Genomic DNA, 26,676 nt, shown 5'->3' on the forward strand with positions numbered 1-26,676 from the left:
GGAAATGATTGTCGGAAAAAGAATGTCGCAACGATACAACTTTTCCTACTTGACGAGCGCTTAAACGCTACAGCCAGAAAATTTGGTACGCGGTTTGCAACTCAACCTGTGATGCAAAGGGCAGGCCGTGACGGTAACACCCTCTGCACGCGAAGGCTGTCACAGAACAGTCCATTGCGCCAATTGACCCAATAACAAGCCAATACGGGTCGGATACGCCTCAAAAGGGTGCGGTGCAATTCCGGCTCGATACAACAAGAGCGATTTGGAGGTTGTGAATGAAGATGTTGAAAACCACCCTGGCAGTCCTGACCGCTGCCGCCGCGCTGGGCGCCGTGAGCACTGCCCAGGCCGGCGCCACCCTCGATGCGGTAAAGAAGAAGGGCTTCGTCCAGTGTGGCGTGAGCGACGGTCTTCCAGGCTTCTCGGTACCTGATGCGCAGGGCAAGATCGTCGGCATCGATGCCGATGTCTGCCGTGCCGTGGCCGCCGCCGTGTTCGGTGATGCCACCAAGGTCAAGTTCAGCCAGCTCAACGCCAAGGAACGCTTCACTGCCCTGCAGTCGGGCGAGGTCGACGTGCTGTCGCGTAACACCACCTGGACCAGCTCGCGCGATGCCGGCATGGGCCTGGTGTTCGCGGGTGTCACCTACTATGACGGCGTCGGCTTCCTGGTCAACAAGAAGCTTGGCGTTTCCAGCGCCAAAGAGCTCGATGGCGCGACCATCTGCATCCAGGCCGGCACCACCACCGAGCTGAACGTGTCGGACTTCTTCCGTGCCAATGGCCTGAAGTACACCCCGATTACCTTCGACACCTCTGACGAGAGCGCCAAATCGCTGGAGTCTGGCCGTTGCGACGTGCTGACTTCGGACAAATCGCAGCTGTTCGCCCAGCGCTCCAAGCTGGCTGCGCCGACCGACTACGTGGTGTTGCCGGAAACCATCTCCAAGGAGCCACTGGGCCCGGTAGTGCGTAAAGGCGACGAGGAGTGGTTCAGCATCGTCAAGTGGACCCTGTTCGCCATGCTCAATGCCGAAGAAGCGGGCATCACTTCCAAGAACGTCGAGGCCGAGGCCAAGGCCACCAAGAACCCGGATGTCGCCCGACTGCTGGGTGCGGATGGCGAGTATGGCAAGGACCTCAAGCTGCCCAAAGACTGGGTAGTGCAGATCGTCAAGCAAGTGGGTAACTATGGCGAAGTGTTCGAGAAGAACCTGGGCCAGAGCACTGACTTGAAGATCGACCGTGGCATGAACGCCCTGTGGAACAACGGCGGCATCCAGTACGCGCCTCCAGTGCGCTGATGGCTGCATCCTGCGGCGGCATTCCGCCGCCGCAGGCTGTTCGAATCCCTACTGTCCGGGGCACTTCATGCAAAATCAAATCGGCGCACCCAAGGGCTTGTCCCTTAACGATCCGCGTGTGCGCGCGTGGTTGTTCCAGATCCTCACGATCGTCTTCGTGGTCGGCCTGGGCTGGTACCTGTTTCACAACACGCAAACCAACCTGCAACACCGGGGCATTACCTCGGGCTTCGACTTCCTCGACCGCAGTGCCGGCTTCGGCATCGCCCAGCACCTGATCCCCTATGTGGAATCCGACAGTTATGCGCGGGTGTTCGTCATCGGCCTGCTCAATACGCTGTTGGTGACCTTCATCGGCGTCATTCTGGCGACGATACTGGGCTTCATCATCGGTGTAGCGCGCCTGTCACCGAACTGGATGATCAGCAAACTGGCAACCGTGTATGTGGAAACCTTCCGCAACATTCCGCCGTTGCTGCAGATTCTGTTCTGGTACTTCGCCGTGTTCCTGACCCTGCCGGGACCGCGGGGCAGCATCAACATCGACGACATGTTCTTCATCAGCAACCGCGGCCTGAACATGCCGGGTGCGTCGATGGCCGACGGTTTCTGGCCATTCGTGGTGGCCCTGGCAGTAGCGATTGTCGCGATCGTGCTGATGGTGCGCTTTGCCAACAAGCGCTTCGACGAGACCGGCGTGCCATTCCACAAGTTCTGGGTGGGCCTTGCGCTGTTCATCGCCATCCCAGGGCTGAGCGTGTTGCTGTTCGGCAGCCCGGTCAGCTGGGAGGTGCCGCAGCTCAAAGGCTTCAACTTTGTCGGTGGCTGGGTGCTGATCCCCGAGTTGCTGGCGCTGACCCTGGCGCTGACTATCTATACGGCAGCCTTCATCGCCGAGATCGTGCGTTCCGGCATCCGTTCGGTCAGCCATGGCCAGACCGAAGCCGCGCGCTCGCTGGGCCTGCGCGAGGGCCCGACCCTGCGCAAGGTGATCATTCCCCAGGCACTGCGGGTGATCATTCCGCCGCTGACCAGCCAATACCTGAACCTGGCGAAGAACTCTTCGCTGGCGGCCGGTATCGGCTACCCGGAGATGGTCTCGCTGTTCGCGGGCACCGTGCTCAATCAGACCGGCCAGGCCATCGAGGTGATCGCCATCACCATGAGTGTCTATCTCGCCATCAGCATCAGCATTTCGCTGCTGATGAACTGGTACAACAAGCGCATTGCGCTGATCGAGCGGTGAGGATACGCCCGTGAATGCCCATGTTTTCAAACCCGATATGCCGCCACCGGTGAAAACCGTCGGCGTGCTCGCATGGATGCGTGCCAATCTGTTCTCCAGCTGGCTCAACACGCTGTTGACCCTGTTCGCCCTCTACCTGGTGTGGCTGATCGTGCCGCCGTTGCTGCAGTGGGCGTTGATCGATGCCAACTGGGTCGGCACCACGCGCGCCGATTGCACCAAGGACGGCGCCTGCTGGGTGTTCGTGCAGCAGCGCTTTGGCCAGTTCATGTACGGCTATTACCCGACTGAGCTGCGCTGGCGTGTGGACCTGACCGTGTGGCTTGCCGTGCTCGGCGCCGCGCCGTTGTTCATCAAGCGTTTCCCGCGCAAAGCCTTCTATGGCCTGGGCTTCCTGGTGCTGTACCCGGTACTGGCCTATACCCTGCTGCACGGTGGGTACCTGGGCCTGGAAAGCGTACCGACCAGCCAGTGGGGCGGGTTGATGCTGACCCTGGTGATCGCCACCGTGGGCATCGTCGGCGCCTTGCCGCTGGGCATCCTGCTGGCACTGGGCCGGCGTTCGAGGATGCCGGCCGTGAAAGTGGTATGCGTGACCTTCATCGAGTTCTGGCGGGGCGTACCGCTGATCACCGTGCTGTTCATGTCGTCGGTGATGCTGCCATTGTTCCTGCCAGAAGGCATGAGCTTCGACAAGCTGCTGCGGGCGATGATTGGTGTGATCCTGTTCCAGTCGGCGTACATCGCCGAGGTGGTGCGCGGCGGCCTGCAGGCCATCCCCAAGGGCCAGTACGAAGCCGCCGCGGCCATGGGCCTTGGCTACTGGCGCTCGATGGGGCTGGTGATCTTGCCGCAGGCGCTGAAGCTTGTGATCCCCGGCATCGTCAACACCTTCATTGCCCTGTTCAAGGACACCAGCCTGGTGATCATCATCGGCCTGTTCGACCTGCTCAACAGCGTCAAGCAAGCAGCCGCAGACCCCGCCTGGTTGGGCATGGCCACCGAGGGCTACGTGTTCGCCGCCCTGGTGTTCTGGATTTTCTGTTTCGGTATGTCCCGCTACTCCATGCATCTGGAGCGCAAGCTGGACACTGGCCACAAGCGTTAGGAGTTTCGAAATGAGTGAAGCGATCAAGCAGCCTGCTGGCCCCGAAGGCATCATCCAGATGCAGGGTGTGAACAAGTGGTACGGCCAGTTCCATGTGCTCAAGGACATCAACCTGAACGTGCGCCAGGGCGAGCGTATCGTGCTGTGCGGGCCGTCCGGCTCGGGCAAGTCCACCACCATCCGCTGCCTTAACCGCCTGGAAGAGCATCAGCAAGGGCGCATCGTGGTCGATGGCGTGGAGCTGACCAACGACCTCAAGCAGATCGAGGCCATCCGCCGCGAGGTGGGCATGGTGTTCCAGCACTTCAACCTGTTCCCGCACCTGAGCATCCTGGAGAACTGCACCCTGGCGCCGATGTGGGTGCGCAAGATGCCACGGCGCAAGGCCGAGGAAATTGCCATGCACTACCTGGAGCGTGTGCGGATTCCGGAGCAGGCACACAAGTACCCTGGCCAGTTGTCTGGCGGCCAGCAGCAGCGTGTGGCCATTGCCCGCGCGTTGTGCATGAAGCCCAAGATCATGCTGTTCGACGAACCGACCTCGGCACTGGACCCGGAAATGGTCAAGGAAGTGCTCGATACCATGGTGGGCCTGGCCGAGGATGGCATGACCATGCTCTGCGTGACCCACGAAATGGGCTTTGCCCGTACCGTGGCGAACCGGGTTATCTTCATGGACAAGGGCGAGATTGTGGAGCAGGCCGCGCCGGATGACTTCTTCGACCGGCCGCGCAGTGACCGGACCAAGTTGTTCCTCAGCCAGATCCTGCATTGATGCAGTAGCGGCAGCAGACTCGGCCAACTGTGGGAGCGGCCTTGTGTCGCGACGGGCCGCAAAGCGGCCCCGGGCATATGCCCTGCGAAGCTGAAATTTTGGGGCCGCTAGGCGGCCCATCGCGACGCAAGGCCGCTCCCACAGGGTTGCGGAACGGCTTAAGGCCTCACCTTACTTTTCTTCTTGCGTTACAGCCGGCGCCGGCGGCGGCCGCAGCCCCACCTCGGCGATCAGCTTCAATTGCTGACCGTTACGCATCACCTCGATGGTGATCTTCTCGTTGGGTTTGATCCGCGCAACCTGGTTCATCGACTTGCGCCCGTCGCCGGCCGGCTCGCCATTGATGCTCAGGATCACGTCACCCAGTTGCAGCCCGGCCTTGGCCGCTGGCCCTTCGCGGAAGATACCCGCCACCACGATGCCTGGGCGGTCCTTCATGCCGAACGACTCTGCCAGCTCCTGGCTCAGTGGCTGTACTTCGATACCCAGCCATCCACGGATCACCTGGCCGTGTTCGACGATCGACTTCATCACCTCCAGTGCCAGTTTTACCGGGATGGCGAAGCCGATGCCCTGCGAGCCACCGGACTTGGAAAAGATCGCGGTATTGATGCCGATCAGGTTGCCATTGGCATCCACCAGCGCGCCACCGGAGTTGCCCGGGTTGATCGCCGCGTCGGTCTGGATGAAGTCTTCGTAGTTGTTCAGCCCCAGCTGGTTGCGGCCAGTGGCGCTGATGATGCCCATGGTCACCGTCTGGCCGACGCCGAACGGGTTGCCGATGGCCAGCGACACGTCGCCGATGTGAATGGTGTCGGAACGGCCGATGGTGATCGCCGGCAGGTTCTTCAAGTCGATCTTCAGCACCGCCAGGTCGGTTTCCGGGTCGCTGCCGATCACGCGGGCCAGGGTTTCGCGGCCATCCTTCAGCGCTACGACGATCTGGTCGGCGCCGCTGGTAACGTGGTTGTTGGTCAGCAGGTAGCCCTCTGGGCTCATGATTACCGCCGAGCCCAGGCTTGATTCCCAGCGGCGCTGTTTGGGCAGGTTATCGCCGAAGAAGCGGCGGAACTGCGGGTCTTCGAACAGCGGGTGGGCGCTTTTGTTCACCACCTTGGTGGTGTACAGGTTGGCCACCGCCGGGGCGGCCAGGGTCACGGCGTCGGCGTACGACACCGGGCCTTGCATGATCCGCGTGGTCTGTGGCGCTTGCTGCAGGTTGACGTCCTGGCTGGGCAGCCCGACCCATTGCGGAAAACGCTGGATGATCAGCATGGCGATCAGTATGCCGGTAAGCAGGGGCCAGCCGAAGTAACGCAAAGCCTTGAACATGAACGAATCCTGAAAAGAGCAGGGGCCAGCGGCCTGGCAGTGGGGCATGAGCGCGCGCGATCATACACCGGTTCCCCCAGTGACAGCGACGGCCCATAATGGCCGGCATTATACGGGCGTTCGTCAGGCGTTGTGCCCGAGAAAAGCGCAGTTTTCGAGGAGATTTTCATGGCCGTCGCTCTAAACACCCTGGTCGAGGAAGCCGAGCGTTACCTGGGCAGCGCGAAGATCCAGGATTATTGCCCAAATGGCCTGCAGGTCGAAGGCCGGCCGCAGGTCAGCCGTATTGTCAGTGGTGTTACCGCCAGCCAGGCATTGCTGGATGCCGCCGTCGAGGCCGAGGCCGATCTGGTGCTGGTGCACCATGGTTATTTCTGGAAGGGCGAGAACCCGTGCATCACCGGCATTCGCCAGCGTCGCCTGAAGACCTTGCTGAATAACGATATAAGCCTGTTGGCGTTCCACCTGCCCTTGGACGTGCACCCGGACGTGGGCAACAATGTGCAGCTGGCGCGGCAACTGGAGATCACTGTCGAAGGGCCACTTGACCCGGAAAACCCCAAAGTGGTCGGGCTGATTGGTTCGCTCGCCGAACCCATGACCGCGCGCGATTTTGCCCGGCGGGTGCAAGAGGTGCTGGGGCGTGAGCCGTTGCTGGTCGAAGGCAATGAAATGATCCGCCGGGTGGGCTGGTGCACCGGCGGCGGGCAGGGCTATATCGACACGGCGATTGCTGCGGGGGTCGACCTGTACCTGACTGGCGAGGCGTCCGAGCAGACCTACCACAGTGCGCGCGAGAATGGCGTCAGCTTCATTGCGGCCGGGCACCATGCCACTGAACGCTACGGGGTGCAGGCGCTGGGCGATTACCTGGCACGACGGTTTGCCGTGGAGCACTTGTTCATCGATTGCCCGAATCCCATCTGAAGGCGGTGTCGGCCTCTTCGCGGGTGAACCCGCTCCTACGCGCGGGCCTCGTAGGAGCGGAATCACCTGCGAAGAGGCCGGTCCTGCCAGCCCAAACCCCCAGTCATATCGTTAGACTTTTTCGATCTAGCCAGCCTCCTAAATAGAAGCAGCCGCTGTGATAAAGTGGCTCGCTCGAACACGGCCCGCAGGCCGTCCATAAGATCGTTTTTCGTGAGTAGCCATGGTCGACAAACTGACGCACTTGAAACAGCTGGAGGCGGAGAGCATCCACATCATCCGCGAGGTGGCCGCCGAGTTCGACAACCCGGTGATGCTGTACTCGATCGGCAAGGACTCCGCCGTGATGCTGCACCTGGCGCGCAAGGCCTTCTTCCCGGGCAAGCTGCCGTTCCCGGTGATGCACGTCGACACCCAGTGGAAATTCCAGGAGATGTACAGCTTCCGCGACAAGATGGTCGAGGAAATGGGCCTGGAGCTGATCACCCACGTCAACCCTGAGGGTGTGGCGCAAGGCATCAACCCGTTCACCCATGGCAGTTCCAAGCACACCGACATCATGAAGACCCAGGGCCTGAAGCAGGCGCTGGACAAGCATGGTTTCGACGCTGCCTTCGGTGGTGCGCGCCGCGACGAAGAGAAGTCGCGGGCCAAGGAACGTGTGTACTCGTTCCGTGACAGCAAGCACCGCTGGGACCCGAAGAACCAGCGCCCCGAGCTGTGGAACGTGTACAACGGCAAGGTCAACAAGGGCGAGTCGATCCGCGTCTTCCCGCTGTCGAACTGGACCGAACTGGACATCTGGCAGTACATCTACCTTGAAGGCATCCCGATCGTGCCGCTGTACTTCGCCGCCGAGCGTGAAGTCATCGAGAAGAACGGCACCCTGATCATGATCGACGACGAGCGCATCCTCGAGCACCTCTCCGAGGAAGAGAAAGCCCGCATCGTCAAGAAGAAGGTGCGTTTCCGTACCCTCGGCTGCTACCCGCTGACGGGCGCTGTCGAGTCGGAAGCCGAGACGCTCACCGACATCATTCAGGAAATGCTCCTGACGCGCACTTCCGAGCGCCAGGGCCGGGTCATCGACCACGATGGCGCCGGTTCCATGGAAGACAAAAAACGTCAGGGCTACTTCTAATTTTCAGGGTTACTCCATGTCGCACCAATCCGATTTGATCAGCGAAGATATCCTCGCTTATCTGGCTCAGCACGAGCGTAAAGAACTGCTGCGTTTCCTCACCTGCGGCAACGTGGATGACGGCAAGAGCACCCTGATCGGGCGCCTGCTGCACGACTCCAAGATGATCTACGAGGACCACCTCGAGGCCATCACCCGTGATTCGAAGAAAGTCGGCACCACCGGCGAAGAAGTCGACCTGGCGCTGCTGGTAGATGGCCTGCAGGCCGAGCGCGAGCAGGGCATCACCATCGATGTCGCCTACCGCTACTTCTCCACCGCCAAGCGCAAGTTCATCATCGCCGACACCCCGGGCCATGAGCAGTACACCCGCAACATGGCCACCGGTGCGTCCACCTGCGACCTGGCGATCATCCTGGTCGATGCCCGCTACGGCGTGCAGACCCAGACCCGCCGCCACAGCTACATCGCGTCGTTGCTGGGTATCAAGCACATCGTGGTCGCGGTCAACAAGATGGACCTGAAGGGCTTCGATGAAGGCGTCTTCGAGTCGATCAAGGCCGACTACCTGAAGTTCGCCGAAGCCATCAACCTGACCCCGAGCAGCCTGCACTTCGTGCCGATGTCGGCGCTCAAGGGTGACAACGTGGTCAACCACAGCGAGCAATCGCCGTGGTACGCCGGCCCGACGCTGATGGAAATCCTCGAAACCGTCGAGGTTTCGGCCGACCGCAACTTCACCGACCTGCGTTTCCCGGTGCAGTACGTCAACCGTCCCAACCTGAACTTCCGCGGCTTCGCGGGCACCATCGCCAGTGGCGTGGTGCACAAAGGTGACGAGATTGTCGTGCTGCCGTCGGGCAAGAGCAGCCGGGTCAAGTCCATCGTCACCTACGAAGGTGAACTGGAAAACGCTGGCCCAGGCCAGGCCGTGACCCTGACCATGGAAGACGAGATCGACATCTCCCGTGGCGACCTGCTGGTACATGCCGACAACGTCCCGCCGGTCACCGACCAGTTCGACGCCATGCTGGTGTGGATGGCCGAGGAGCCGATGCTCCCGGGCAAGAAATACGACATCAAGCGTGCCACCAGCTACGTGCCAGGTTCGATTGCCAGCATCACCCACAAGGTCGATGTGAACACCCTGGAGCAGGGCGCTGCCAGCGCGCTGCAACTGAACGAGATCGGCCGCGTCAAGGTAGCCCTGGACACCTCGATCGCCCTCGACGGTTACGACAGCAACCGCACCACCGGTGCGTTCATCGTCATCGACCGCCTGACCAACGGCACCGTTGGCGCCGGCATGATCATCGCCCCGCCCGTGTTGCCACACGGCAGCACCGGCCATCATGGCAAGCAGGCCCACGTGTCCACCGAAGAGCGCGCCCTGCGCTTCGGCCAGCAGCCAGCCACCGTGCTGTTCAGCGGCCTGTCGGGTGCTGGCAAGAGCACCTTGGCTTATGCCGTGGAGCGCAAGCTGTTCGACATGGGCCGTGCGGTGTACGTGCTCGATGGCCAGAACCTGCGTCACGACCTGAACAAGGGCCTGCCACAGGACCGCGCTGGCCGCACCGAGAACTGGCGCCGCGCCGCCCATGTGGCGCGCCAGTTCAACGAAGCCGGCATGCTCACCCTGGCTGCGTTCGTGGCCCCGGATGCCGAAGGCCGCGAACAGGCCAAGGCGCTGATCGGCAAGGAACGCCTGGTGACCGTTTACGTCCAGGCCTCGCCGCTGGTTTGCCGCGAGCGTGACCCGCAAGGCCTGTACGCTGCCGGTGGCGACAACATCCCGGGTGAGAGCTTCCCGTTCGATGTGCCATTGGATGCTGATCTTGTGATCGACACCCAGGCCACCAGCGTGGACGAGGGCGTGAAACAGGTGCTGGACGTGCTGCGTCAGCGTGGCGCGATCTAAGCGCTAGCCTGCAAGGAAAACCCCGCTTCGGCGGGGTTTTTTGTCTCGCGTTCAGGATCCTTCTCAATACTCGGAAAGATCTGTCTCAGATATGTTTCTCCGACACCGGTATCACCCGTCTTTCCTTCACCGCTTTGTACGAAAAGCTCGAATAGATCTCCTTCACCCCCGGCAACCGCTGCAGCACTTCCCGGGTAAATTCGCCAAACGACTCCAGGTCCCGTGCCAGGATCTCCAGCAGAAAGTCATAGCGGCCGGAGATGTTGTGGCAGGCGACGATCTCGGGGATTTCCATCAGGCGCTGTTCGAACGCCAGCGCCATGTCCTTGGTGTGCGAGTCCATCATGATGCTGACGAACGCGGTCACGCCAAACCCCAGCGACTTGGGCGAGAGGATGGCCTGGTAGCCGGTGATGTAGCCGTTTTCCTCCAGTAACTTGACCCGTCGCCAGCAGGGCGAGGTGGTCAGTGCCACCTGGTCGGCGAGTTCGGCAACGGTGAGACGGGCATTGTCCTGCAAGGCGGCGAGCAGGGCGCGGTCGGTGCGGTCGAGGCTTGAAGGCATTTTTTGCCCTCCTGGTCCGTTGATTATTGTTTTTGTTCCAGCAAGCACGTGTATACGTAGGCTATTTTGGAAAAAATCAGGCAGCTCGGTGGCATAAGCTTATAGCAAACCACAAGAGGCTGTTGCCATGCGCGACTCCCACCACAACACCGGTTTTTCCACGCGGGCCATTCATCATGGCTATGACCCGCTTTCCCATGGTGGCGCCCTGGTGCCACCGGTGTACCAGACGGCTACCTATGCCTTTCCCACTGTCGAGTACGGTGCTGCCTGCTTCGCCGGGGAGGAGCCTGGGCATTTCTACAGCCGCATTTCCAACCCCACGCTGGCCTTGCTGGAGCAGCGCATGGCTTCGCTGGAGGGCGGTGAAGCGGGGTTGGCGTTGGCCTCGGGGATGGGCGCCATTACCTCAACCCTCTGGACCCTGCTAAGGCCTGGGGATGAGCTGATTGTCGGACGCACCTTGTATGGCTGTACCTTCGCTTTTCTGCACCACGGTATTGGTGAGTTCGGGGTGAAAGTTCGCCATGTCGATCTCAACGATGCCAAGGCCCTGAAAGCGGCGATCAGCAGCAAAACACGGATGATCTACTTCGAAACACCGGCCAACCCCAACATGCAGCTTGTGGATATTGCGGCGGTTGTGGAGGCAGTGCGGGGGCATGATGTGCATGTGGTGGTCGATAACACCTACTGTACGCCGTACCTGCAGCAGCCACTGGAGCTGGGGGCGGACCTGGTGGTGCACTCGGCAACCAAGTACCTCAGTGGGCATGGCGATATCACTGCCGGGTTGGTGGTGGGGTGCAAGGCGTTGGTAGACCGTATCCGCCTGGAAGGGCTGAAGGATATGACCGGCGCGGTGCTGTCACCGCATGACGCGGCGTTGCTGATGCGCGGTATCAAGACCCTGGCCCTGCGCATGGACCGGCATTGCGCCAATGCCCAGCAGGTGGCCGAGTTTCTCGCTCGGCAGCCGCAGGTGGAATTGATTCATTACCCGGGGCTACCGTCTTTTGCCCAGTACGCGTTGGCCAAGCGACAGATGCGTTTGCCTGGCGGGATGATTGCGTTTGAGCTCAAGGGTGGCATTGAGGCGGGGCGGCGCTTCATGAATGCGCTGCAGCTCTTTGCCCGGGCGGTGAGCCTGGGGGATGCCGAGTCGCTGGCGCAGCATCCGGCGAGCATGACGCATTCCAGCTATACGCCGCAGGAGCGGGCGCATCACGGGATATCGGAGGGGTTGGTGCGTCTGTCGGTGGGGCTGGAGGATGTGGAGGACCTGCTGGCAGATGTCGAACAGGCATTGCAGGCCTGCTGTTAGGTTGCCTGCACTGGCCCCTTCGCGGGCACGCCCGCACAGGTTCAGCGCACGCTCTGAAGCCCGCGCGGCCCCTGTAGGCGCGGGTTCACCCGCGAAGAGGCCGGCATAGGCAGCATCCACAAAAAAGGCCTCTTGCGAGGCCTTTTGCATGTTCAGCAGATCAACGCTTGAGCCCGTAGCTCTCATCCAGCATGCCCGGCGAGTTAGGCACTTTCGGCGCATAGTCGCGCGGCACTTCGGCGGTGTCTTTAGGTGGGGTCAGGCGGTCACGCGGGCCTTGCGGTGCATCGGAGTGCAGCGCAGCCAGCAGGCGTTGGCGGGTGACGTCATCGAGGGCCAGGCTGTTGGCGCCTTCAGCCAGGTGATCCTGTACGTCCTGATAGCTCTGGGTCAGTTTCTTGACCAGCATGGCGGTGCTGTTGAAGTGGGTGACCACTTCGTTCTGGTAGCTGTCGAAGCGCTTCTGGATGTCATCCAGTTGACGCTGGGTGTTGCTCGGGGCCGCATTGGGCAGCAGGCGGGCAACAATGAAACCGACTGCCACACCGATGACCAGGGCCAGGGTTGGCAACAACCAAACAAGGAGCGAGAGTTCCACGAGTCCTTCCTCTATAAACGGCTTTGCTTTACGTTAACGGCTCAGACCTGCGCTGTATACCGCGAGCGATCGCAAATCAGAACAGAATTTCACACCTAGACGAATCGACCCTTCTCGAGGTCACGGAGTAGTGCCTTGCTTGTCCGCGAAACCCCCTTGTTCATCGATGGCCCCAGCGGCCAGCTGGAAGCGTTGTACCTGGACGTGGCGCAAGCCCGTGGCGCGGTGCTGATCTGCCACCCTAACCCGGTCCAGGGCGGCACCATGCTCAACAAGGTGGTCTCGACCCTGCAGCGCACTGCACGTGATGCCGGTTATGTGACCCTGCGTTTCAACTACCGTGGCGTCGGCCAGAGCGCCGGCAGCCACGACATGGGCGCTGGCGAAGTGGCCGATGCCGAGGCCGCTGCAGCATGGCTGCGTGCCAGGCACCCCGGGCTACCGCTGGTGCTGATGGGCTTTTCGTTCGGTGGTTTCGTTGCCACCAGCCTGGCCGGGCGCCTTGAAACGGCAGGCGTCGAGTTGCATCACCTGTTCATGATCGCCCCGGCGGTCATGCGCCTGACCGCCGAATTCCCGCTGCCGCAGCGCTGCCCGCTCACCGTGGTGCAGCCGGACGCCGATGAAGTCGTCGCGCCGCAGCTGGTTTACGAATGGTCCGACAGCCTGTCGCGTCCCCATGAGCTGCTGAAAGTGGCAGAATGCGGACACTTCTTCCATGGCAAGCTGACCGATCTGAAGGATCTGCTGCTGCCGCGCCTTTCGAACTGAGCCAAGCCTGAATAAGCGAACACCCATGACCACGCGCATTCTTACCGGTATCACCACCACCGGCACTCCGCACCTGGGCAACTACGCCGGCGCCATCCGCCCGGCGATCCGTGCCAGCCAGCAGCCCGGTGTCGACTCGTTCTACTTCCTGGCCGACTACCACGCCCTGATCAAGTGCGACGACCCGCTGCGCATCCAGCGCTCGCGCCTTGAAATCGCCGCCACCTGGCTGGCCGGTGGCCTGGACCCGGACAAGGTGACCTTCTATCGCCAGTCCGACATCCCGGAAATCCCCGAACTGACCTGGCTGCTGACCTGCGTTGCTGCCAAAGGCCTGCTGAACCGTGCGCATGCCTACAAGGCCTCGGTGGACAAGAACGTCGAGAACGGCGAAGACCCGGACGCCGGCGTGACCATGGGCCTGTTCAGCTACCCGGTGCTGATGGCCGCCGATATCCTGATGTTCAACGCCAACAAGGTGCCGGTCGGTCGTGACCAGATCCAGCACGTGGAAATGGCCCGCGATATCGGTCAGCGCTTCAACCATCTGTTCGGTCAAGGCAAGGACTTCTTCGCCTTGCCGGAGGCTGTGATCGAAGAAAGCGTGGCGACCCTGCCGGGCCTGGACGGGCGCAAGATGTCCAAGAGCTATGACAACACCATCCCGTTGTTCACCAGCGCCAAGGACATGAAAGACGCCATCTCGCGCATCGTCACCGATTCGCGCGCGCCCGGTGAGGCGAAAGACCCGGACAACGCGCACCTGTTCACCCTGTATCAGGCCTTCTCGACGCCTGAGCAGTGCGCCGGTTTCCGCGAAGAGCTGCTGCAGGGCCTGGGCTGGGGCGATGCCAAACAGCGCCTGTTCCAGCTGCTGGACGGCCAACTGGCCGAGAAGCGCGAGTACTATCACCAGCTGATCGCCCGGCCGGCGGACCTGGAAGACATCCTACTGGCCGGCGCTGCCAAGGCCCGCAAGATCGCCACGCCGTTCCTCGAGCAGCTGCGCGAGGCCGTTGGCCTGCGTTCGTTCCGCAGCAGCGTGCAGGCCAGCACCGAGGTGAAGAAGAAGGCTGCCAAGAGCGCACGCTTCGTCAGCTTCCGTGACGAAGACGGCAGCTTCCGTTTCCGCCTGCTGGCCGCCGACGGTGAGCAACTGCTGCTGTCGCGCAGCTTCGCCGACGGCAAGAGTGCGGGTGCCGTGAGCAAGCAGTTGCAGCAGGGTGGCGAGGCCGATGTCCGCGTCGAAGGCCTGAGCTTCGGCCTATGGCTCAATGGCGAGCAGGTTGCCGACGGGCCGCAGTTCGACAACGCTGAAGCCCGTGATGCCGCCATCGATGGTCTGCGTGTAGCGCTTCAGCCATTGTAGGAGCGAGTTTACTCGCGAACACCGGCAAGGCCGGTGCCATCCAGCGCATAAGCTATGCTGGATGAGGCATATTGACGCAAGTCTGATTGCCATTAAGCGGGCCTGTCGCTACAGTGACGGCCCGTTTTTTGTTGCCTCGCTAACGAATCATGACTCCCTTAGAACGCTATCAAGCAGATCTGAAACGTCCCGACTTCTTCCATGACGCGGCGCAGGAAACTGCGGTGCGTCACCTCCAGCGCCTGTACGACGACCTGGTGCACGCGCAGAACAACAAGCCGGGCGTGTTCGGCAAGCTGTTCGGCAAGAAGGAGCAGACCCCGGTCAAGGGCCTGTACTTCTGGGGTGGGGTGGGGCGAGGCAAGACCTACCTGGTTGATACCTTCTACGAAGCGCTGCCGTTCAAGCAGAAGATGCGTACGCACTTCCACCGCTTCATGAAGCGTGTGCACGAGGAGATGAAAACCCTCAAGGGCGAGAAGAACCCGCTGACCCTCATTGCCAAGCGCTTCAGCGAAGAAGCCAAGGTGATCTGCTTCGACGAATTCTTCGTGTCGGACATTACCGACGCCATGATCCTCGGCACCTTGATGGAAGAGCTGTTCAAGAATGGCGTGTCGCTGGTGGCCACCTCCAACATCGTGCCGGACGGCCTCTACAAGGACGGCCTGCAGCGTGCACGCTTCCTGCCGGCTATCGCCATGATCAAGCAGTACACCGACGTGGTGAACGTCGATAGCGGGGTCGACTACCGTCTGCGTCACCTGGAGCAGGCTGAACTGTTCCACTTCCCACTCGATGACGCGGCGCACCAGAGCATGCGCGCCAGCTTCAAGGCGCTCACCCCTGAGTGCACCCAGGCGATCGAAAACGACGTGCTGATGATCGAGAACCGCCCGATCAATGCCCTGCGTACTTGCGACGACGTCGCCTGGTTTGACTTCCGCGCCCTGTGCGACGGGCCGCGTAGCCAGAACGACTACATTGAGCTGGGCAAGATCTTCCACGCCGTATTGCTGAGCAACGTGGAGCAGATGGGCGTCACCACCGACGACATCGCCCGTCGTTTCATCAACATGGTGGACGAGTTCTACGATCGCAACGTCAAGCTGATCATCTCGGCCGAGGTGGAGTTGAAGGACCTGTATACCGGTGGGCGTCTGAGCTTCGAGTTCCAGCGTACCCTGAGCCGGTTGCTGGAGATGCAATCGCACGAATTCCTGGCGCGCGCACACAAGCCCTGACGGCAGCGGCAAGCGTCAGGCGACAAGGAAAGTTCAGGGCAATGCGCGATCCGCTCTGGTTTTTCCTTGTCGCTTCAAGCTCGAAACCTGCCGCTCTGGAAGCCTTTCAGGCTTCCTGCATGAACTGCTGCCGATACTGGTTCGGCGACAACTCGGTGTGTTGGCGGAACAGCCGCGCAAAGAAACTGGCATCGTCATACCCCACCTCGTAACTGATGGTCTTGATGCTCTTGCGCGTACTCGACAACAACCCCTTGGCTGTCTCGATGCGTAACCGTTGCAGGTAATGCAGCGGCTTGTCACCCGTTGCGCCCTGGAAGCGACGCATGAAGTTGCGGATGCTCATGCCGTGGTTGCGGGCCACATCCTCGAAGCGGAACTTGTCGGCGAAGTGTTCCTCCAGCCAGTGCTGGATCTGCAGGATGATCAGGTCCTGGTGCAGTTTCTGCCCGCCAAAGCCCATGCGCCCCGGGGTGTAGTTGCGTTGCACTTCGTAGAGGATATCGCGGGACACTGCACGGGCCACGTTGGCACCGCAGAAGCGTTCGATCAGGTAGATGTACAGGTCGCAGGCCGAGGTTGCACCGCCGGCGCAATAGATATTGTCGGCATCGGTCAGGTGCTTGTCCTGGTTCAGGCGAATCTTCGGGAAGCGTTCGGCAAAGCTGTTGAAGAAGCGCCAGTAGGTGGTCGCTTCCTTGCCATCGAGCAGGCCGGATTCGGCCAGCCAGAACACACCACTGGCCTCGGCGCACAGCACCGCGCCACGCGCGTGCTGTTCACGCAGCCACGGCAGCACCTGTGGGTAACGCTGCAGCAAGTTGTCGAAATCATCCCAGTAGGCCGGGAGGATGATCACATCGGCATCGTCCAGGCCGCCGTCAACCGGTAACTGCACATTGCTGAAGCTGTCCACGGGCTGGCTGTCGGGGCTCACCAGGCGGATGTCGAACATGGGCTGCAAGCCCAGGCCCAGCTGCTTGCTATAGCGCAGGCTGGCGAGGTGGAAGAAGTCCTTGGCCTGCATCAAGGTCGAAGCGAACACCTTGTCAATGGCCAGGATGCTGACGCGCCGCAGCGACGCTGAGGGTTGGGTAAACATCATTGTCATTGTTCTTATAGGGTAGAGTGGTCAATCACCGGCTGGATCGTCTTATTTTTTGGCGATTGTGTCTACCCCATGTAACAGCGGCGCGAAGCGGGGCGCAGTGTTTGGCTCAAGGCGCCGGGTTGGGCTGCTCCTGATGAATGGCTTCGATCGCTGTCAGCAGATCGGCGCTCAGGTTCAGTTCAAGGCTGGCCAGGTTGCTGTCCAGCTGCTGCAGGCTGGTGGCACCTATGATGTTGCTGGTCACGAACGGCTGTCGGGTGACGAACGCCAGGGCCATTTGCGCCGGGTCCAGGCCGTGCTCGCGGGCCAGCTGCACGTAGCGGCTGCAGGCCGCCACGGTCTGTGGGTTGGAGTAACGGGCAAAGCGGCTGAACAGGGTCAGGCGTGCATTGTCCGGCCGTGCGCCGTTCTCGTACTTGCCCGAGAGCATGCCGAAGGCAAGCGGCGAATAGGCCAGCAGGCCACACTGCTCGCGTATGGCCACTTCTGCCAGGCCCACCTCGAAGCTGCGGTTGAGCAGGTTGTACGGGTTCTGAATCGATACCGCCCGTGGCCAGCCCCGGCTCTCGGCCAGCTGCAGGAACTTCATGGTGCCCCACGGCGTTTCGTTGGACAGGCCGATGTGGCGGATCTTGCCCGCACGCACCTGCTCGTCGAGCACTTCGAGGGTTTCTTCCAGTGGGGTGAAGTGATCCTGCGGCAGGTGCTGGTAGCCCAGCTTGCCGAAGAAGTTGGTGCTGCGCTCTGGCCAGTGCAACTGGTACAGGTCGATGCGGTCGGTCTGCAGGCGCTTGAGGCTTTCGTCCAGTGCCGCGACGATGTGCTGACGGTTGTGCTTGAGCTGCCCGTCGCGGATATGGCTGATGCCGTTGCCCGGGCCTGCAACCTTGCTGGCCAGGATCCACGCGTCGCGGTCGCCATGGTCACGGAACCAGTTGCCGATGATGCGCTCGGTGGCCGCGTAGGTCTCCGGGCGGGGAGGGACCGGGTACATCTCGGCGGTGTCGATGAAGTTGACCCCGGCGGCCTTGGCCCGGGCAATCTGTTCGTAGGCCTCGGCCTGGATGTTCTGCTCGCCCCAGGTCATGGTGCCCAGGCACAGGGCGCTGACGTTGAGGTCGGTACGGCCGAGCTGGCGGTATTCCATCGGTTATTCACTCCTTGGCGATAGAAGCCAATCAAAGCAGGTTGAAATTTTTCGCGCAATCTGGATAATTCAGCCCCTCTCCGCGTGGCGGAAGTGATGCACCATCACGCAGGAAGAACCCCGTCGAACATTGGCGTGCCCGACCCGAGCCCCCAAAAGCGTCTGTGTTCGGCTGCGCGCTTGCCCTTGGCAAGCTGTGCACTATCCAGTAAGATTCGCCGTCTATTTTTCGCTGGGCGGCCTCTGAGGCTTTAGAGAATGAAAACTTTTACTGCTAAACCGGAAACAGTAAAGCGCGAGTGGTTCGTAGTCGACGCCGCTGGCCAGACCCTGGGTCGTCTGGCTACCGAAATCGCTACCCGTCTGCGTGGCAAACACAAACCAGAATACACCCCTCACGTTGACACCGGCGACTACATCGTCGTTATCAACGCCGAGCAGGTTCGTGTGACTGGTGCCAAGTCTTCCGACAAAATGTACTACTCCCACTCCGGTTTCCCAGGCGGTATCAAGGAAATCAACTTCGAGAAGTTGATCGCCAAGGCCCCTGAGCGTGTTATCGAAACTGCGGTCAAAGGCATGCTGCCTAAGAACCCGCTGGGTCGCGACATGTACCGCAAGCTGAAAGTGTACGCGGGTGCTGCTCACCCACACACTGCTCAGCAGCCTCAAGAACTGAAGATCTAACGGGATAGTTCATTATGTCGGCGACTCAAAATTACGGCACTGGCCGTCGCAAGACCGCAACCGCTCGCGTATTCCTGCGTCCGGGTACTGGTAACATTTCCATCAACAACCGTTCTCTGGACGTGTTCTTCGGTCGCGAAACCGCTCGCATGGTTGTTCGCCAGCCGCTCGAGCTGACTGAATCCGTTGAGAAATTCGACATCTACGTCACCGTTTCCGGTGGTGGTGTCAGCGGTCAGGCCGGTGCGATCCGTCACGGTATCACCCGCGCTCTGATGGAATACGACGAAACCCTGCGTGGCGCTCTGCGTCGTGCTGGCTACGTCACCCGCGACGCTCGTGAAGTTGAGCGTAAGAAAGTGGGTCTGCGTAAAGCGCGTAAGCGTCCTCAGTACTCCAAGCGTTAATACCGCTTCGGCAGTCGAAAAAAGCCCGGTTCCTTGGAACCGGGCTTTTTTTTTAGCCTTGAACTAACCTGTCAGCAGTCAGTGGCCGCTTGTCGCATAGACGTAGATCAAGCAAAGCGTGGGTTGTCGCCCTTGCCGGGGTAATCACCTTGTCAGTGTGTGGATTTGTTTCTTACCATGACGGCCAATTTTTAGTGCCATTGACACAACCTAAGTACAGGCCAGGTCCAACTGGCCAAGCAAGCTGATGGGAGAGGACTGAATGAGCAATGACGGCGTCAACGCAGGCCGGCGCCGCTTCCTCGTAGCCGCGACATCCGTGGTCGGGGCGGCGGGGGCAGTGGGGGCTGCGGTACCGTTCGTGGGGTCATGGTTTCCCAGTGCCAAGGCGAAAGCCGCGGGTGCACCGGTGAAGGTCAACATCGCCAAGGTCGAGGCGGGGCAGCAGATGGTGGCCGAGTGGCGTGGCCAGCCCGTATTCATCGTGCGGCGAACGGAGGAAATCCTTGGCAATCTGAAAAAAATCACGGGTGACCTGTCCGACCCCGAGTCCAAGGCCTCGGTACAGCCAGCGTACGTCGACCCTGAGGTTCGCTCGATCAAGCCGGAAATTCTTATTCTCGTCGGCCTGTGCACGCACCTGGGCTGCTCGCCCACCTTCCGACCAGAGGTGGCGCCCGCCGACCTTGGGCCGAAGTGGGTAGGTGGTTACTTCTGCCCATGCCACGGTTCTCACTATGACCTGGCTGGCCGTGTCTACAAGTCCCAGCCAGCGCCTCTCAACCTGCCCGTGCCACCGCACTCTTATGAGTCGGACGAGATCATCGTCATTGGCGTCGACCAGGAGAACGCATGATGAGCAAGTTCATGGACTGGATTGATGCTCGCTTCCCCGCCACCAAGATGTGGGAAGACCACCTCAGCAAGTATTACGCACCCAAGAACTTCAACTTCCTGTACTTCTTCGGCTCCCTGGCATTGCTGGTGCTGGTCAACCAGATCGTGACCGGCGTGTGGCTGACCATGAGCTTCACGCCCTCGGCGGAAGAGGCGTTCGCCTCGGTCGAGTACATCATGCGCGACGTGGAATACGGCTGGATTCTTCGCTACCTGCACTCCACGGGGGCGTCAGCGTTCTTCATCGTGGTCTACCTGCACATGTTCCGCGGCCTGCTCTATGGCTCCTATCAGAAGCCACGCGAGCTGGTCTGGCTGTTCGGCATGCTGATCTATCTGGCGCTGATGGCTGAAGCGTTCATGGGCTACCTGCTGCCATGGGGGCAGATGTCGTACTGGGGCGCCCAGGTGATCATCTCGCTGTTCGGTGCCATCCCGGTGATCGGTGATGACCTTACCCAGTGGATCCGTGGTGACTACCTGATCTCGGGCATCACCCTGAACCGCTTCTTCGCCCTGCATGTGGTTGCCCTGCCAATCGTGATTCTTGGCCTGGTGGTATTGCACATCCTCGCCCTGCACGAAGTGGGTTCGAACAACCCTGATGGCGTCGACATCAAGAAGAAAAAGGACGAAAACGGTATTCCGCTGGATGGTATTCCGTTCCACCCGTACTACACCGTCAAAGACATTGTCGGCGTGGTGGTGTTCCTGTTCGTGTTCTGCGCTGTGGTGTTCTTCTTCCCTGAAATGGGCGGTTACTTCCTGGAGAAACCTAACTTCGAGCAGGCCAACGCCTTCAAGACCCCAGAGCACATCGCGCCGGTGTGGTACTTCACACCGTTCTACGCAATCCTGCGTGCGGTGCCTGACAAACTGATGGGCGTCATTGCCATGGGGGCGGCCATCGCCGTGCTGTTCGTACTGCCCTGGCTCGACCGCAGCCCAGTGCGTTCCATGCGTTACAAGGGCTGGATCAGCAAGGTCTTCCTGCTGGTGTTCTGCGTGGCCTTCGTCATCCTCGGCGTGCTGGGCGTACTGGCACCGACACCTGGGCGTACCTTGTTGTCGCAGGTATGCACGGTGCTGTACTTCGCCTACTTCCTGCTGATGCCGTTCTACACAAGGCTTGAGAAGACCAAACCGGTTCCGGAAAGGGTGACTGGCTGATGAAAAAGTTGATTGCAGTATTTTTGCTGGCAGTGATGCCTGCCTTTTCCTTCGCTGCCGAAACTGGCCTGGAGCTGGACAAGGTCGATATCGATCTGACTGACAAGGCCGCCATGCAGGACGGTGCGCGTACCTTCGCCAACTATTGCATGGGGTGTCACAGTGCCAAGTTCCAGCGTTACGAGCGGGTGGCTGATGACCTGGGTATCCCGCATGAATTGATGCTCGAGAAGCTGGTGTTCACGGGCGCCAAGATTGGTGACCACATGCAGATCGGCATGAAGCCCAGCGACGCCAAGACCTGGTTTGGTGCCGCGCCGCCCGACCTGACCTTGGTCGCCCGCGTGCGCGGTACCGATTGGCTTTACACCTACCTGCGCAGCTTCTATGAGGACCCATCGCGCCCTTACGGGGTGAACAACAAGGTGTTCCCGAACGTCGGCATGCCTAACGTGCTGGTGGGTCTGCAAGGTAACCAGGTGGTGGGTTGCAAGCAGGTGCAGACGGTGGTCGAGGGCAAGAAGCAATTCGACCCGTTGACCGGCAGCCCGTTGACCCATGAAGCTTGCGATCAGCTGACCATTACGCCGAATTCCGGTACCCTGACGACCGAGCAGTTCGACGAGAAGGTCAAGAACCTTGTGACCTTCCTGGCCTATTCGGCCAACCCAGTCAAACTGGAAAGCCAGCGCATCGGCACCTATGTGTTGCTGTACCTGGCTTTCTTCTTCGTATTCGCCTACTTGCTCAAGCGTGAATACTGGAAGGACGTGCACTGATCACGCAGTAGTTTCTGGTTGTTGAACGCGCCCGGGGTGGCCTAGCAGTATTGCCAGGCCACCCCGGGCGCGTTTTCATTTAAAGTTGCACAAGCATCCGTGCGAGGAGCCGCTACATGGGCGCAACCAACAGGTTAGCCTGCTATTCCGATCCCGCTGATCACTATTCTCATCGGGTGCGCCTGGTTCTGGCCGAGAAGGGCGTCAGCGTGCAGTTGATCGATGTCGATCCCGCCCGCCTGCCGCCGAAGCTGGCCGAGGTCAACCCTTATGGCAGCGTGCCGACCTTGGTCGACCGTGACCTGGCGTTGTATGAATCGACCGTGGTGATGGAATACCTCGAGGAGCGTTACCCGCACCCGCCGCTGATGCCGGTATACCCGGTTGCGCGTGGCAACAGCCGTCTGCTGATGCACCGCATCCAGCGCGACTGGTGTGCCTTGGCCGATACCGTGCTTGACCCGCGTAGCAGTGAAGCTGCCCGAACCGAAGCGCGCAAGGCCTTGCGCGAAAGCCTGACCGGGGTCTCGCCGTTGTTTGGCGAGTTCGCCTGCTTCATGAGTGATGAGCAAAGCCTGGTCGATTGCTGTCTATTGCCCATACTCTGGCGTTTGCCGGTGTTGGGTATCGAATTGCCGCGGCAAGCCAAGCCGCTGCTGGATTACATGGAGCGCCAGTTCGCCCGCGAGCCTTTTCAGGCGAGCCTGTCCTCCGTAGAACGTGAAATGCGCAAGCTTTAAGGAGCCGTTGATGAACTCCAGTCGCCCCTATCTGGTTCGAGCACTGTACGAGTGGATCGTCGACAACGATTGCACGCCCCATATGCTGGTCAATGCCGAATTCCCGAAAGTTCAGGTGCCGGATGGTTTCGCCAGTGATGGCCAGATCGTCTTGAATATCTCGCCAAGTGCCGTGCGTAGCCTGCACATGGACAATGACGCAGTCAGCTTCGAGGGCCGCTTCAGTGGTGTGGCTCACTCGCTGTTCGTGCCGGTTGGTGCAATCCTGGGTATCTACGCCCGCGAAAATGGCCAGGGTATGGTCTTCGAGCTGGAGCCGTCTTCGATGGATGGCGACGAGCTGGAAGACGATGATGTGCAGCCGGATGACGATGGCCCGCCAGACGATGGAGGGCAGCCGCCGCGTCCGACTGGCCGGCCAAGCCTGAAAGTGGTCAAGTAACAAAAAAGGCGATCCAGATGGATCGCCTTTTTTTGTTTGGCCTGTCCAGGCAATCACTGAGTCAATCGATGTACTCGAACAGCTTGACGATCTTCTGCACGCCCGACACGCCCTGCACCACGGCAGTGGCCGAGTTGGCTTCTTGACGGGTGACCAGACCCAGCAGGTAGACGATGCCGTTTTCGGTAATCACCTTGATGCGCGAGCTGGGCACGGCGTTGTCGGTCAGCATCTGGGTCTTGATCTTGGTGGTCAGCCAGGCGTCGTTGTTGCGCGCCAGAATGGAGGAGGGCTGCATCACTTGCAGCTCGTTGTGTACTTTCTTGACCCGTTGGACCTGGCTGGCGGTTTGCTCCGCGAGGCTCTTGAGGTCGGCGCGTGGGGTCTGCCCGGCCAGCAGGACGATGCCGTTGTAGCTGCTGACAACGATGTGCGAGCCCTTGTCCAGGTCTGGGTTGGCTTTGGAAATGTTCACGGCAGCCTTGGTCTCGATCAGCGAGTCGTCGATCTTGCTACCGATGGTGCGCGTGCCGCGATCGTCCTCGATCGGCGAATTGCGGGTAGAGGTGAGTACCGAGCTGCAACCAGTGACGCTCAGGCACAGGGTCAGGGCCATCAGGCCCAGGCGCATAGGGGTCATTCTTCACTCCCGAACAGTTGGCTGTCGATCAGATCGCACAGGCAGTGGATCGCCAGCAGGTGGACTTCCTGGATACGCGCGGTAACTGTCGAAGGCACGCGGATTTCCACGTCTTCGGGCAGCAGCAGCGAAGCCATGCCGCCGCCATCGCGACCCGTCAATGCTACGACAATCATTTCACGGTCATGTGCGGCCTGGATTGCCTGGATTACGTTGGCCGAATTGCCGCTGGTGGAGATCGCCAGCAGAACGTCACCGGGCTGGCCCAGGGCGCGGATCTGCTTGGAAAAGACTTCGTTGTAGCTGTAGTCGTTGGCGATCGAGGTCAGGGTCGAGCTGTCGGTGGTCAGCGCGATGGCTGGCAGGCTGGGACGCTCGCGCTCGAAGCGGTTGAGCAGCTCCGATGAAAAGTGCTGGGCATCGCCGGCCGAGCCGCCGTTGCCGCAGGCGAGCATCTTGCCCTCGTTGAGCAACGCATTGACCATGACCAGGCTGGCCTGCTCGATGTGCGGTGCCAGGATGTCCATTGCCTGTTGCTTGGTTTCGATGCTGGCCTCGAACAGCCGGCGAATTCGGGATTGCATGTCCATCTGGTGACCTTAAATGGGGCGGTGGCCTTTGCTAGGCGCAACAACGACCAGCCCGCGATACATAGAGCAAAAAAAACGAAGTGGGTTCAGCATTCGAAGGCGTTTTTCAGCCATTGAAGCGGTCTGCCTGCATGGTGGCTACCCTGCAGGGCGACTACGTCGAAGCGGCAGGGGTAGTTGCCCCAGTGGGCCTCCTTCTGCAGGAACAGGCTGGCGGCAAGCACCAACCGTTTCTGCTTGCGCCCGTCGATACTGTCGAGGGCGCCTCCGAAGCCCGCGTGCAACCGGTAGCGGACTTCGACGAATACTACTGTATCGGCGTCGAGCATGACCAGATCAAGCTCGCCGCCTTTGCATCGCCAGTTGCGCGCCAGCAACTGCAGCCCTTGCCCCTGAAGGTACTCAAGGGCTTGGGTTTCTGCCGCTTGCCCGGCACGGGTAGGCGATGCTGCGGCCATCAGCGCGCGGTGTCAGGCAGGCGCTTGACCTGGCCGCCGGTGAACTCGGCCCATGGCAGCTGGCGCTCGACGCGCTGGTTGGCATTGATGCTCAGGCTGCCCGAAAGGCCCAGGATGCGGTTGTCTGGTAGCGCTTTCAGTTGGCCCAGGCGCGGCGCCAGGCTGTAGGCGTCGACGCCCATGGCATACAGGCGACCGAGGCTGCCAGCGGCTTGCGGCCACTGCTGTACAACCTGTTGACGCAGGCTGTTGCTGGTGTCGAGCAGCCACGGTGTTTCGCAGAAGCGGATGCCGTTCATGTCATTGTACTGGTTGATGTCACCGCTGGCGCTGTACAGGTTCGAGGTGGCATAGACCGGCACATCACCGGCGTACTGGAAGTTCAGGGTCGGCTTGATCTGCTGCGCCTGTTGTGGGGTCGAGGCGAGGAAGATGAAGTCAATGTCCTGGCGGCGCGACGGTTGTGCAGCGATGCTGCCGCCCACCGTGCTTTGCAGGCTCTTGGCGCGGCCTTCGCTCTGGCGCAGCTGGAACAGGTCGGCAATCTGCTGGGCCAGGGCGACCGGTTGGGCGATGCGCTGGGCGGCGAGTAGGGTTCCGCCATTGCCTTCCCAGTCCTGGCGGAAGGCAGCCAGGACACGGTCACCCCATTCGCCGCTCGGCACCAGGGCTACGGCGCGGACCATGCCATCGGCGCGGGCGCGGCGTGCCACTTCACGGGCTTCGTCTTCGGCCGCCAGGCCGAACTGGAACAGTTGTGGCGGCGCCTTCTGGCCAGCGTCGGCGTAGTTCAGGGCCAGCGTGGTGATCGGCAGCTGTGGTTTGGCGGCCAGTTGTTTGACCAATGGTTTTTCAAGCGGGCCGATGACCAGTTGCACGCCGGCGGCTTGCGCCTGGCGATAGAAGTCGTCCAGCGAGCCGATACGCGAGCTGTCGAACACCTGCACCGCAGGCGCTGGCTGGCCGCTTTGCTGGGCCTGGAAGTGGGCGGCCATGAAGCCATCGCGCAGGGCGCGGGCTACACCGGCCAGTGGGCCTTCCTGAGGCAGCAGCAGGGCGATCTTGGTCAGCGGCTGGCTGGCCAGTTCCTTGAGTTTGGTCAGGGCCAGCGGCAGTTGCTGGGCGGCAGGGTGGTCCGGGTGCTGTTTGACCCAGGCTTCGATGGCCGCTTGCTGCTGCTCCAGGGTGCCGGCGCTTTTCACGGCGAAGGCCAGGCTGGTCCAGCCAGCCAGGGTCTGATCGTTGGTTGGCTGCTGCAGTTGCTCTGCAGGCAGCGAGGCGACCAAGGCCCAGATAGCGTCATTGTTGGTGCTGGCGGCCTGGCCACCAAGCAGCGGGGCCAGGAGAGTGCGCTGCTGTGCGGCAGCCAGGGCCTGGCCATCGGCTTCGAGCGCAGCGGCGTGCACGCTGTAGGTGCGCACTTGCTGTTCTGTCGGCAGCTCGGCAAGGCGCTGCAGGCTCGGGTGGGCCAGGGCGGTCAGCGCTGCTTTGGGCTGGTTGCGGCTCATGGCCAGTTCCGCCGCGAGGGTGCTGGCGAACACTTGCTGGGCCGGCTTGAGCGTGTCCAGCGGGACCTGCTCGAGAATGCGTGCGGCGCGTGGGAAGTCCTTCTGCTTGTAGGCCAGGTCGGCCGCGCTCAGGCGCAGCAGGGCGGCGTCTTCTGCAGACTTGCTGGAAGCGGCCTTTTCGAGCAGTTGCTCGATGCTGGCATCCGGGGTGCGTGGCAGTTCGCCCAGGCTGGATGAGGGCGAGCTGGCGCAGGCTGCCAGCAGGGCGGCGAGGCAGAGGGCTGTGAGCAGCCGCAGGCAAGCGATCATGTAAAGGTCCTGTTACTCGATCAAGTTGGCCGGCAATTGTACCCAAGCACTGGCCGGGGCGCGATGTTGCTGTGTCGATCCTTCACTATAGGCGGCGTGTTCCTGATCGCCGGCGAGTTTCTTTGCGCCCTGTTGCAGGCGCTCGGGCTACAATGGCGCCTTTGAT

General features: G+C 61.2%; 27 protein-coding genes. 18 read left to right on the plus strand and 9 right to left on the minus strand.

Annotation, left to right across the window (positions count from 1 at the left end; genetic code table 11):
* Positions 1-278: 278 nt before the first annotated feature.
* From AA098_RS05070 to AA098_RS05085, 4 genes are all read left to right on the plus strand, one after another.
* Positions 279-1,307 carry an amino acid ABC transporter substrate-binding protein gene (locus AA098_RS05070; RefSeq protein ID WP_003251785.1) on the plus strand — a complete coding sequence of 343 codons (1,029 nt, stop codon included), beginning with the start codon at positions 279-281 and terminating at the stop codon, positions 1,305-1,307.
* 67 nt (positions 1,308-1,374) lie between these two features.
* Entirely contained in the window at positions 1,375-2,553 is a 1,179-nt protein-coding gene (locus AA098_RS05075) for an amino acid ABC transporter permease (RefSeq protein WP_003251788.1), read from the plus strand.
* A 10-nt stretch (positions 2,554-2,563) separates the two neighbouring features.
* Positions 2,564-3,661, plus strand: coding sequence for an amino acid ABC transporter permease (locus AA098_RS05080; protein WP_003251789.1), 1,098 nt, complete (start codon positions 2,564-2,566; stop codon positions 3,659-3,661).
* Between the two features lie 10 nt (positions 3,662-3,671).
* Positions 3,672-4,436 carry an amino acid ABC transporter ATP-binding protein gene (locus AA098_RS05085; protein WP_003251792.1) on the plus strand — a complete coding sequence of 255 codons (765 nt, stop codon included), beginning with the start codon at positions 3,672-3,674 and terminating at the stop codon, positions 4,434-4,436.
* A 171-nt stretch (positions 4,437-4,607) separates the two neighbouring features.
* On the opposite strand, the gene algW is transcribed toward AA098_RS05085, so the two are convergent.
* Positions 4,608-5,768: a Do family serine endopeptidase AlgW gene (gene algW, locus AA098_RS05090; protein WP_003251794.1), complete on the minus strand. Its 1,161-nt coding sequence runs from the start codon at positions 5,766-5,768 to the stop codon at positions 4,608-4,610.
* 168 nt (positions 5,769-5,936) lie between these two features.
* Between algW and AA098_RS05095 the strand changes: the two genes are divergently transcribed.
* The 3 genes from AA098_RS05095 to cysN all read left to right on the plus strand — a co-directional run bounded on the left by AA098_RS05095 (position 5,937) and on the right by cysN (position 9,754).
* Positions 5,937-6,695: a Nif3-like dinuclear metal center hexameric protein gene (locus AA098_RS05095; RefSeq protein ID WP_003251795.1), complete on the plus strand. Its 759-nt coding sequence runs from the start codon at positions 5,937-5,939 to the stop codon at positions 6,693-6,695.
* Positions 6,696-6,918: 223 nt separating this feature from the next.
* A complete protein-coding gene (cysD, locus tag AA098_RS05100) occupies positions 6,919-7,836 on the plus strand; it encodes a sulfate adenylyltransferase subunit CysD (protein ID WP_003251799.1) in 918 nt (305 codons plus the stop codon).
* A 16-nt stretch (positions 7,837-7,852) separates the two neighbouring features.
* Positions 7,853-9,754, plus strand: coding sequence for a sulfate adenylyltransferase subunit CysN (gene cysN / locus AA098_RS05105; protein ID WP_003251801.1), 1,902 nt, complete (start codon positions 7,853-7,855; stop codon positions 9,752-9,754).
* An 85-nt stretch (positions 9,755-9,839) separates the two neighbouring features.
* On the opposite strand, the gene AA098_RS05110 is transcribed toward cysN, so the two are convergent.
* Positions 9,840-10,319, minus strand: a complete 480-nt coding sequence (locus AA098_RS05110; RefSeq protein WP_003251803.1) for an Lrp/AsnC family transcriptional regulator — start codon at positions 10,317-10,319, stop codon at positions 9,840-9,842.
* Positions 10,320-10,446: 127 nt separating this feature from the next.
* Between AA098_RS05110 and AA098_RS05115 the strand changes: the two genes are divergently transcribed.
* Positions 10,447-11,643, plus strand: a complete 1,197-nt coding sequence (locus tag AA098_RS05115) for a methionine gamma-lyase (protein WP_060545303.1) — start codon at positions 10,447-10,449, stop codon at positions 11,641-11,643.
* Positions 11,644-11,803: 160 nt separating this feature from the next.
* On the opposite strand, the gene AA098_RS05120 is transcribed toward AA098_RS05115, so the two are convergent.
* A complete protein-coding gene (locus AA098_RS05120; RefSeq protein ID WP_003251807.1) occupies positions 11,804-12,241 on the minus strand; it encodes a YhcB family protein in 438 nt (145 codons plus the stop codon).
* Positions 12,242-12,376: 135 nt separating this feature from the next.
* Between AA098_RS05120 and AA098_RS05125 the strand changes: the two genes are divergently transcribed.
* The 3 genes from AA098_RS05125 (at position 12,377) to zapE (ending at position 15,625) form a co-directional block, all read left to right on the plus strand.
* Positions 12,377-13,012 carry an alpha/beta hydrolase gene (locus AA098_RS05125; RefSeq protein ID WP_003251809.1) on the plus strand — a complete coding sequence of 212 codons (636 nt, stop codon included), beginning with the start codon at positions 12,377-12,379 and terminating at the stop codon, positions 13,010-13,012.
* 25 nt (positions 13,013-13,037) lie between these two features.
* Complete coding sequence (locus AA098_RS05130) at positions 13,038-14,381, plus strand: tryptophan--tRNA ligase (protein WP_060545305.1); 1,344 nt, start codon at positions 13,038-13,040, stop codon at positions 14,379-14,381.
* 149 nt (positions 14,382-14,530) lie between these two features.
* Positions 14,531-15,625, plus strand: a complete 1,095-nt coding sequence (gene zapE, locus AA098_RS05135) for a cell division protein ZapE (RefSeq protein WP_003251813.1) — start codon at positions 14,531-14,533, stop codon at positions 15,623-15,625.
* Between the two features lie 106 nt (positions 15,626-15,731).
* On the opposite strand, the gene AA098_RS05140 is transcribed toward zapE, so the two are convergent.
* Positions 15,732-16,652, minus strand: coding sequence for a GlxA family transcriptional regulator (locus AA098_RS05140; RefSeq protein ID WP_173881439.1), 921 nt, complete (start codon positions 16,650-16,652; stop codon positions 15,732-15,734).
* 190 nt (positions 16,653-16,842) lie between these two features.
* A complete protein-coding gene (locus AA098_RS05145) occupies positions 16,843-17,883 on the minus strand; it encodes an NADP(H)-dependent aldo-keto reductase (protein ID WP_003251817.1) in 1,041 nt (346 codons plus the stop codon).
* Positions 17,884-18,141: 258 nt separating this feature from the next.
* Between AA098_RS05145 and rplM the strand changes: the two genes are divergently transcribed.
* The 7 genes from rplM (at position 18,142) to AA098_RS05180 (ending at position 23,005) form a co-directional block, all read left to right on the plus strand.
* Complete coding sequence (rplM, locus tag AA098_RS05150) at positions 18,142-18,570, plus strand: 50S ribosomal protein L13 (protein ID WP_003251819.1); 429 nt, start codon at positions 18,142-18,144, stop codon at positions 18,568-18,570.
* 14 nt (positions 18,571-18,584) lie between these two features.
* On the plus strand, positions 18,585-18,977 hold the full coding sequence (gene rpsI / locus AA098_RS05155; protein ID WP_003251821.1) for a 30S ribosomal protein S9: 393 nt from the start codon (positions 18,585-18,587) through the stop codon (positions 18,975-18,977).
* 262 nt (positions 18,978-19,239) lie between these two features.
* The gene (gene petA / locus AA098_RS05160; protein WP_003251823.1) at positions 19,240-19,833 is read left to right on the plus strand and encodes a ubiquinol-cytochrome c reductase iron-sulfur subunit; all 594 of its coding nucleotides are present in this window, start codon (positions 19,240-19,242) and stop codon (positions 19,831-19,833) included.
* A complete protein-coding gene (locus tag AA098_RS05165; protein ID WP_003251825.1) occupies positions 19,833-21,044 on the plus strand; it encodes a cytochrome bc complex cytochrome b subunit in 1,212 nt (403 codons plus the stop codon). The genes petA and AA098_RS05165 overlap by 1 nt, the downstream gene beginning before the upstream one ends.
* Positions 21,044-21,823 (plus strand): cytochrome c1, encoded by a 780-nt coding sequence (locus AA098_RS05170; RefSeq protein WP_003251826.1) that lies wholly within the window; start codon positions 21,044-21,046, stop codon positions 21,821-21,823. The genes AA098_RS05165 and AA098_RS05170 overlap by 1 nt, the downstream gene beginning before the upstream one ends.
* A gap of 116 nt (positions 21,824-21,939) precedes the next feature.
* Entirely contained in the window at positions 21,940-22,563 is a 624-nt protein-coding gene (locus AA098_RS05175) for a glutathione S-transferase N-terminal domain-containing protein (RefSeq protein WP_003251828.1), read from the plus strand.
* Between the two features lie 10 nt (positions 22,564-22,573).
* Positions 22,574-23,005 carry a ClpXP protease specificity-enhancing factor gene (locus tag AA098_RS05180; protein ID WP_003251830.1) on the plus strand — a complete coding sequence of 144 codons (432 nt, stop codon included), beginning with the start codon at positions 22,574-22,576 and terminating at the stop codon, positions 23,003-23,005.
* Between the two features lie 61 nt (positions 23,006-23,066).
* Here AA098_RS05180 and AA098_RS05185 read toward each other — a convergent pair whose 3' ends face one another.
* The 4 genes from AA098_RS05185 to AA098_RS05200 form a co-directional block, all read right to left on the minus strand.
* Positions 23,067-23,645 (minus strand): BON domain-containing protein, encoded by a 579-nt coding sequence (locus AA098_RS05185; protein WP_003251832.1) that lies wholly within the window; start codon positions 23,643-23,645, stop codon positions 23,067-23,069.
* Positions 23,642-24,235, minus strand: coding sequence for a phosphoheptose isomerase (locus tag AA098_RS05190; RefSeq protein WP_012053657.1), 594 nt, complete (start codon positions 24,233-24,235; stop codon positions 23,642-23,644). Before AA098_RS05190 ends, AA098_RS05185 begins: the two co-directional genes overlap by 4 nt.
* 86 nt (positions 24,236-24,321) lie before the next feature.
* On the minus strand, positions 24,322-24,693 hold the full coding sequence (locus AA098_RS05195; protein ID WP_003251836.1) for a YraN family protein: 372 nt from the start codon (positions 24,691-24,693) through the stop codon (positions 24,322-24,324).
* The gene (locus AA098_RS05200) at positions 24,693-26,510 is read right to left on the minus strand and encodes a penicillin-binding protein activator (RefSeq protein WP_012053655.1); all 1,818 of its coding nucleotides are present in this window, start codon (positions 26,508-26,510) and stop codon (positions 24,693-24,695) included. The genes AA098_RS05195 and AA098_RS05200 overlap by 1 nt, the downstream gene beginning before the upstream one ends.
* Between the last annotated feature and the right edge of the window lie 166 nt (positions 26,511-26,676).

It is taken from the genome of Pseudomonas sp. JY-Q (assembly GCF_001655295.1).
Taxonomy (GTDB): Bacteria; Pseudomonadota; Gammaproteobacteria; order Pseudomonadales; family Pseudomonadaceae; genus Aquipseudomonas; species Aquipseudomonas alloputida.

Coding starts and splice junctions, on each gene's coding strand:
- AA098_RS05200 (WP_012053655.1), bottom strand. CDS start 26,510: ATGATCGCTTGCCTGCGGCTGCTCACAGCCCTCTGCCTCGCCGCCCTG.
- AA098_RS05075 (WP_003251788.1), top strand. CDS start 1,375: ATGCAAAATCAAATCGGCGCACCCAAGGGCTTGTCCCTTAACGATCCG.
- AA098_RS05130 (WP_060545305.1), top strand. CDS start 13,038: ATGACCACGCGCATTCTTACCGGTATCACCACCACCGGCACTCCGCAC.
- AA098_RS05110 (WP_003251803.1), bottom strand. CDS start 10,319: ATGCCTTCAAGCCTCGACCGCACCGACCGCGCCCTGCTCGCCGCCTTG.
- AA098_RS05190 (WP_012053657.1), bottom strand. CDS start 24,235: ATGGACATGCAATCCCGAATTCGCCGGCTGTTCGAGGCCAGCATCGAA.
- rpsI (WP_003251821.1), top strand. CDS start 18,585: ATGTCGGCGACTCAAAATTACGGCACTGGCCGTCGCAAGACCGCAACC.
- AA098_RS05165 (WP_003251825.1), top strand. CDS start 19,833: ATGAGCAAGTTCATGGACTGGATTGATGCTCGCTTCCCCGCCACCAAG.
- AA098_RS05195 (WP_003251836.1), bottom strand. CDS start 24,693: ATGGCCGCAGCATCGCCTACCCGTGCCGGGCAAGCGGCAGAAACCCAA.
- AA098_RS05070 (WP_003251785.1), top strand. CDS start 279: ATGAAGATGTTGAAAACCACCCTGGCAGTCCTGACCGCTGCCGCCGCG.
- AA098_RS05145 (WP_003251817.1), bottom strand. CDS start 17,883: ATGGAATACCGCCAGCTCGGCCGTACCGACCTCAACGTCAGCGCCCTG.
- zapE (WP_003251813.1), top strand. CDS start 14,531: ATGACTCCCTTAGAACGCTATCAAGCAGATCTGAAACGTCCCGACTTC.
- AA098_RS05170 (WP_003251826.1), top strand. CDS start 21,044: ATGAAAAAGTTGATTGCAGTATTTTTGCTGGCAGTGATGCCTGCCTTT.
- cysD (WP_003251799.1), top strand. CDS start 6,919: ATGGTCGACAAACTGACGCACTTGAAACAGCTGGAGGCGGAGAGCATC.
- AA098_RS05175 (WP_003251828.1), top strand. CDS start 21,940: ATGGGCGCAACCAACAGGTTAGCCTGCTATTCCGATCCCGCTGATCAC.
- AA098_RS05085 (WP_003251792.1), top strand. CDS start 3,672: ATGAGTGAAGCGATCAAGCAGCCTGCTGGCCCCGAAGGCATCATCCAG.
- AA098_RS05185 (WP_003251832.1), bottom strand. CDS start 23,645: ATGACCCCTATGCGCCTGGGCCTGATGGCCCTGACCCTGTGCCTGAGC.
- AA098_RS05095 (WP_003251795.1), top strand. CDS start 5,937: ATGGCCGTCGCTCTAAACACCCTGGTCGAGGAAGCCGAGCGTTACCTG.
- AA098_RS05140 (WP_173881439.1), bottom strand. CDS start 16,652: ATGCAGGCCAAGGACTTCTTCCACCTCGCCAGCCTGCGCTATAGCAAG.
- algW (WP_003251794.1), bottom strand. CDS start 5,768: ATGTTCAAGGCTTTGCGTTACTTCGGCTGGCCCCTGCTTACCGGCATA.
- rplM (WP_003251819.1), top strand. CDS start 18,142: ATGAAAACTTTTACTGCTAAACCGGAAACAGTAAAGCGCGAGTGGTTC.
- petA (WP_003251823.1), top strand. CDS start 19,240: ATGAGCAATGACGGCGTCAACGCAGGCCGGCGCCGCTTCCTCGTAGCC.
- cysN (WP_003251801.1), top strand. CDS start 7,853: ATGTCGCACCAATCCGATTTGATCAGCGAAGATATCCTCGCTTATCTG.
- AA098_RS05180 (WP_003251830.1), top strand. CDS start 22,574: ATGAACTCCAGTCGCCCCTATCTGGTTCGAGCACTGTACGAGTGGATC.
- AA098_RS05115 (WP_060545303.1), top strand. CDS start 10,447: ATGCGCGACTCCCACCACAACACCGGTTTTTCCACGCGGGCCATTCAT.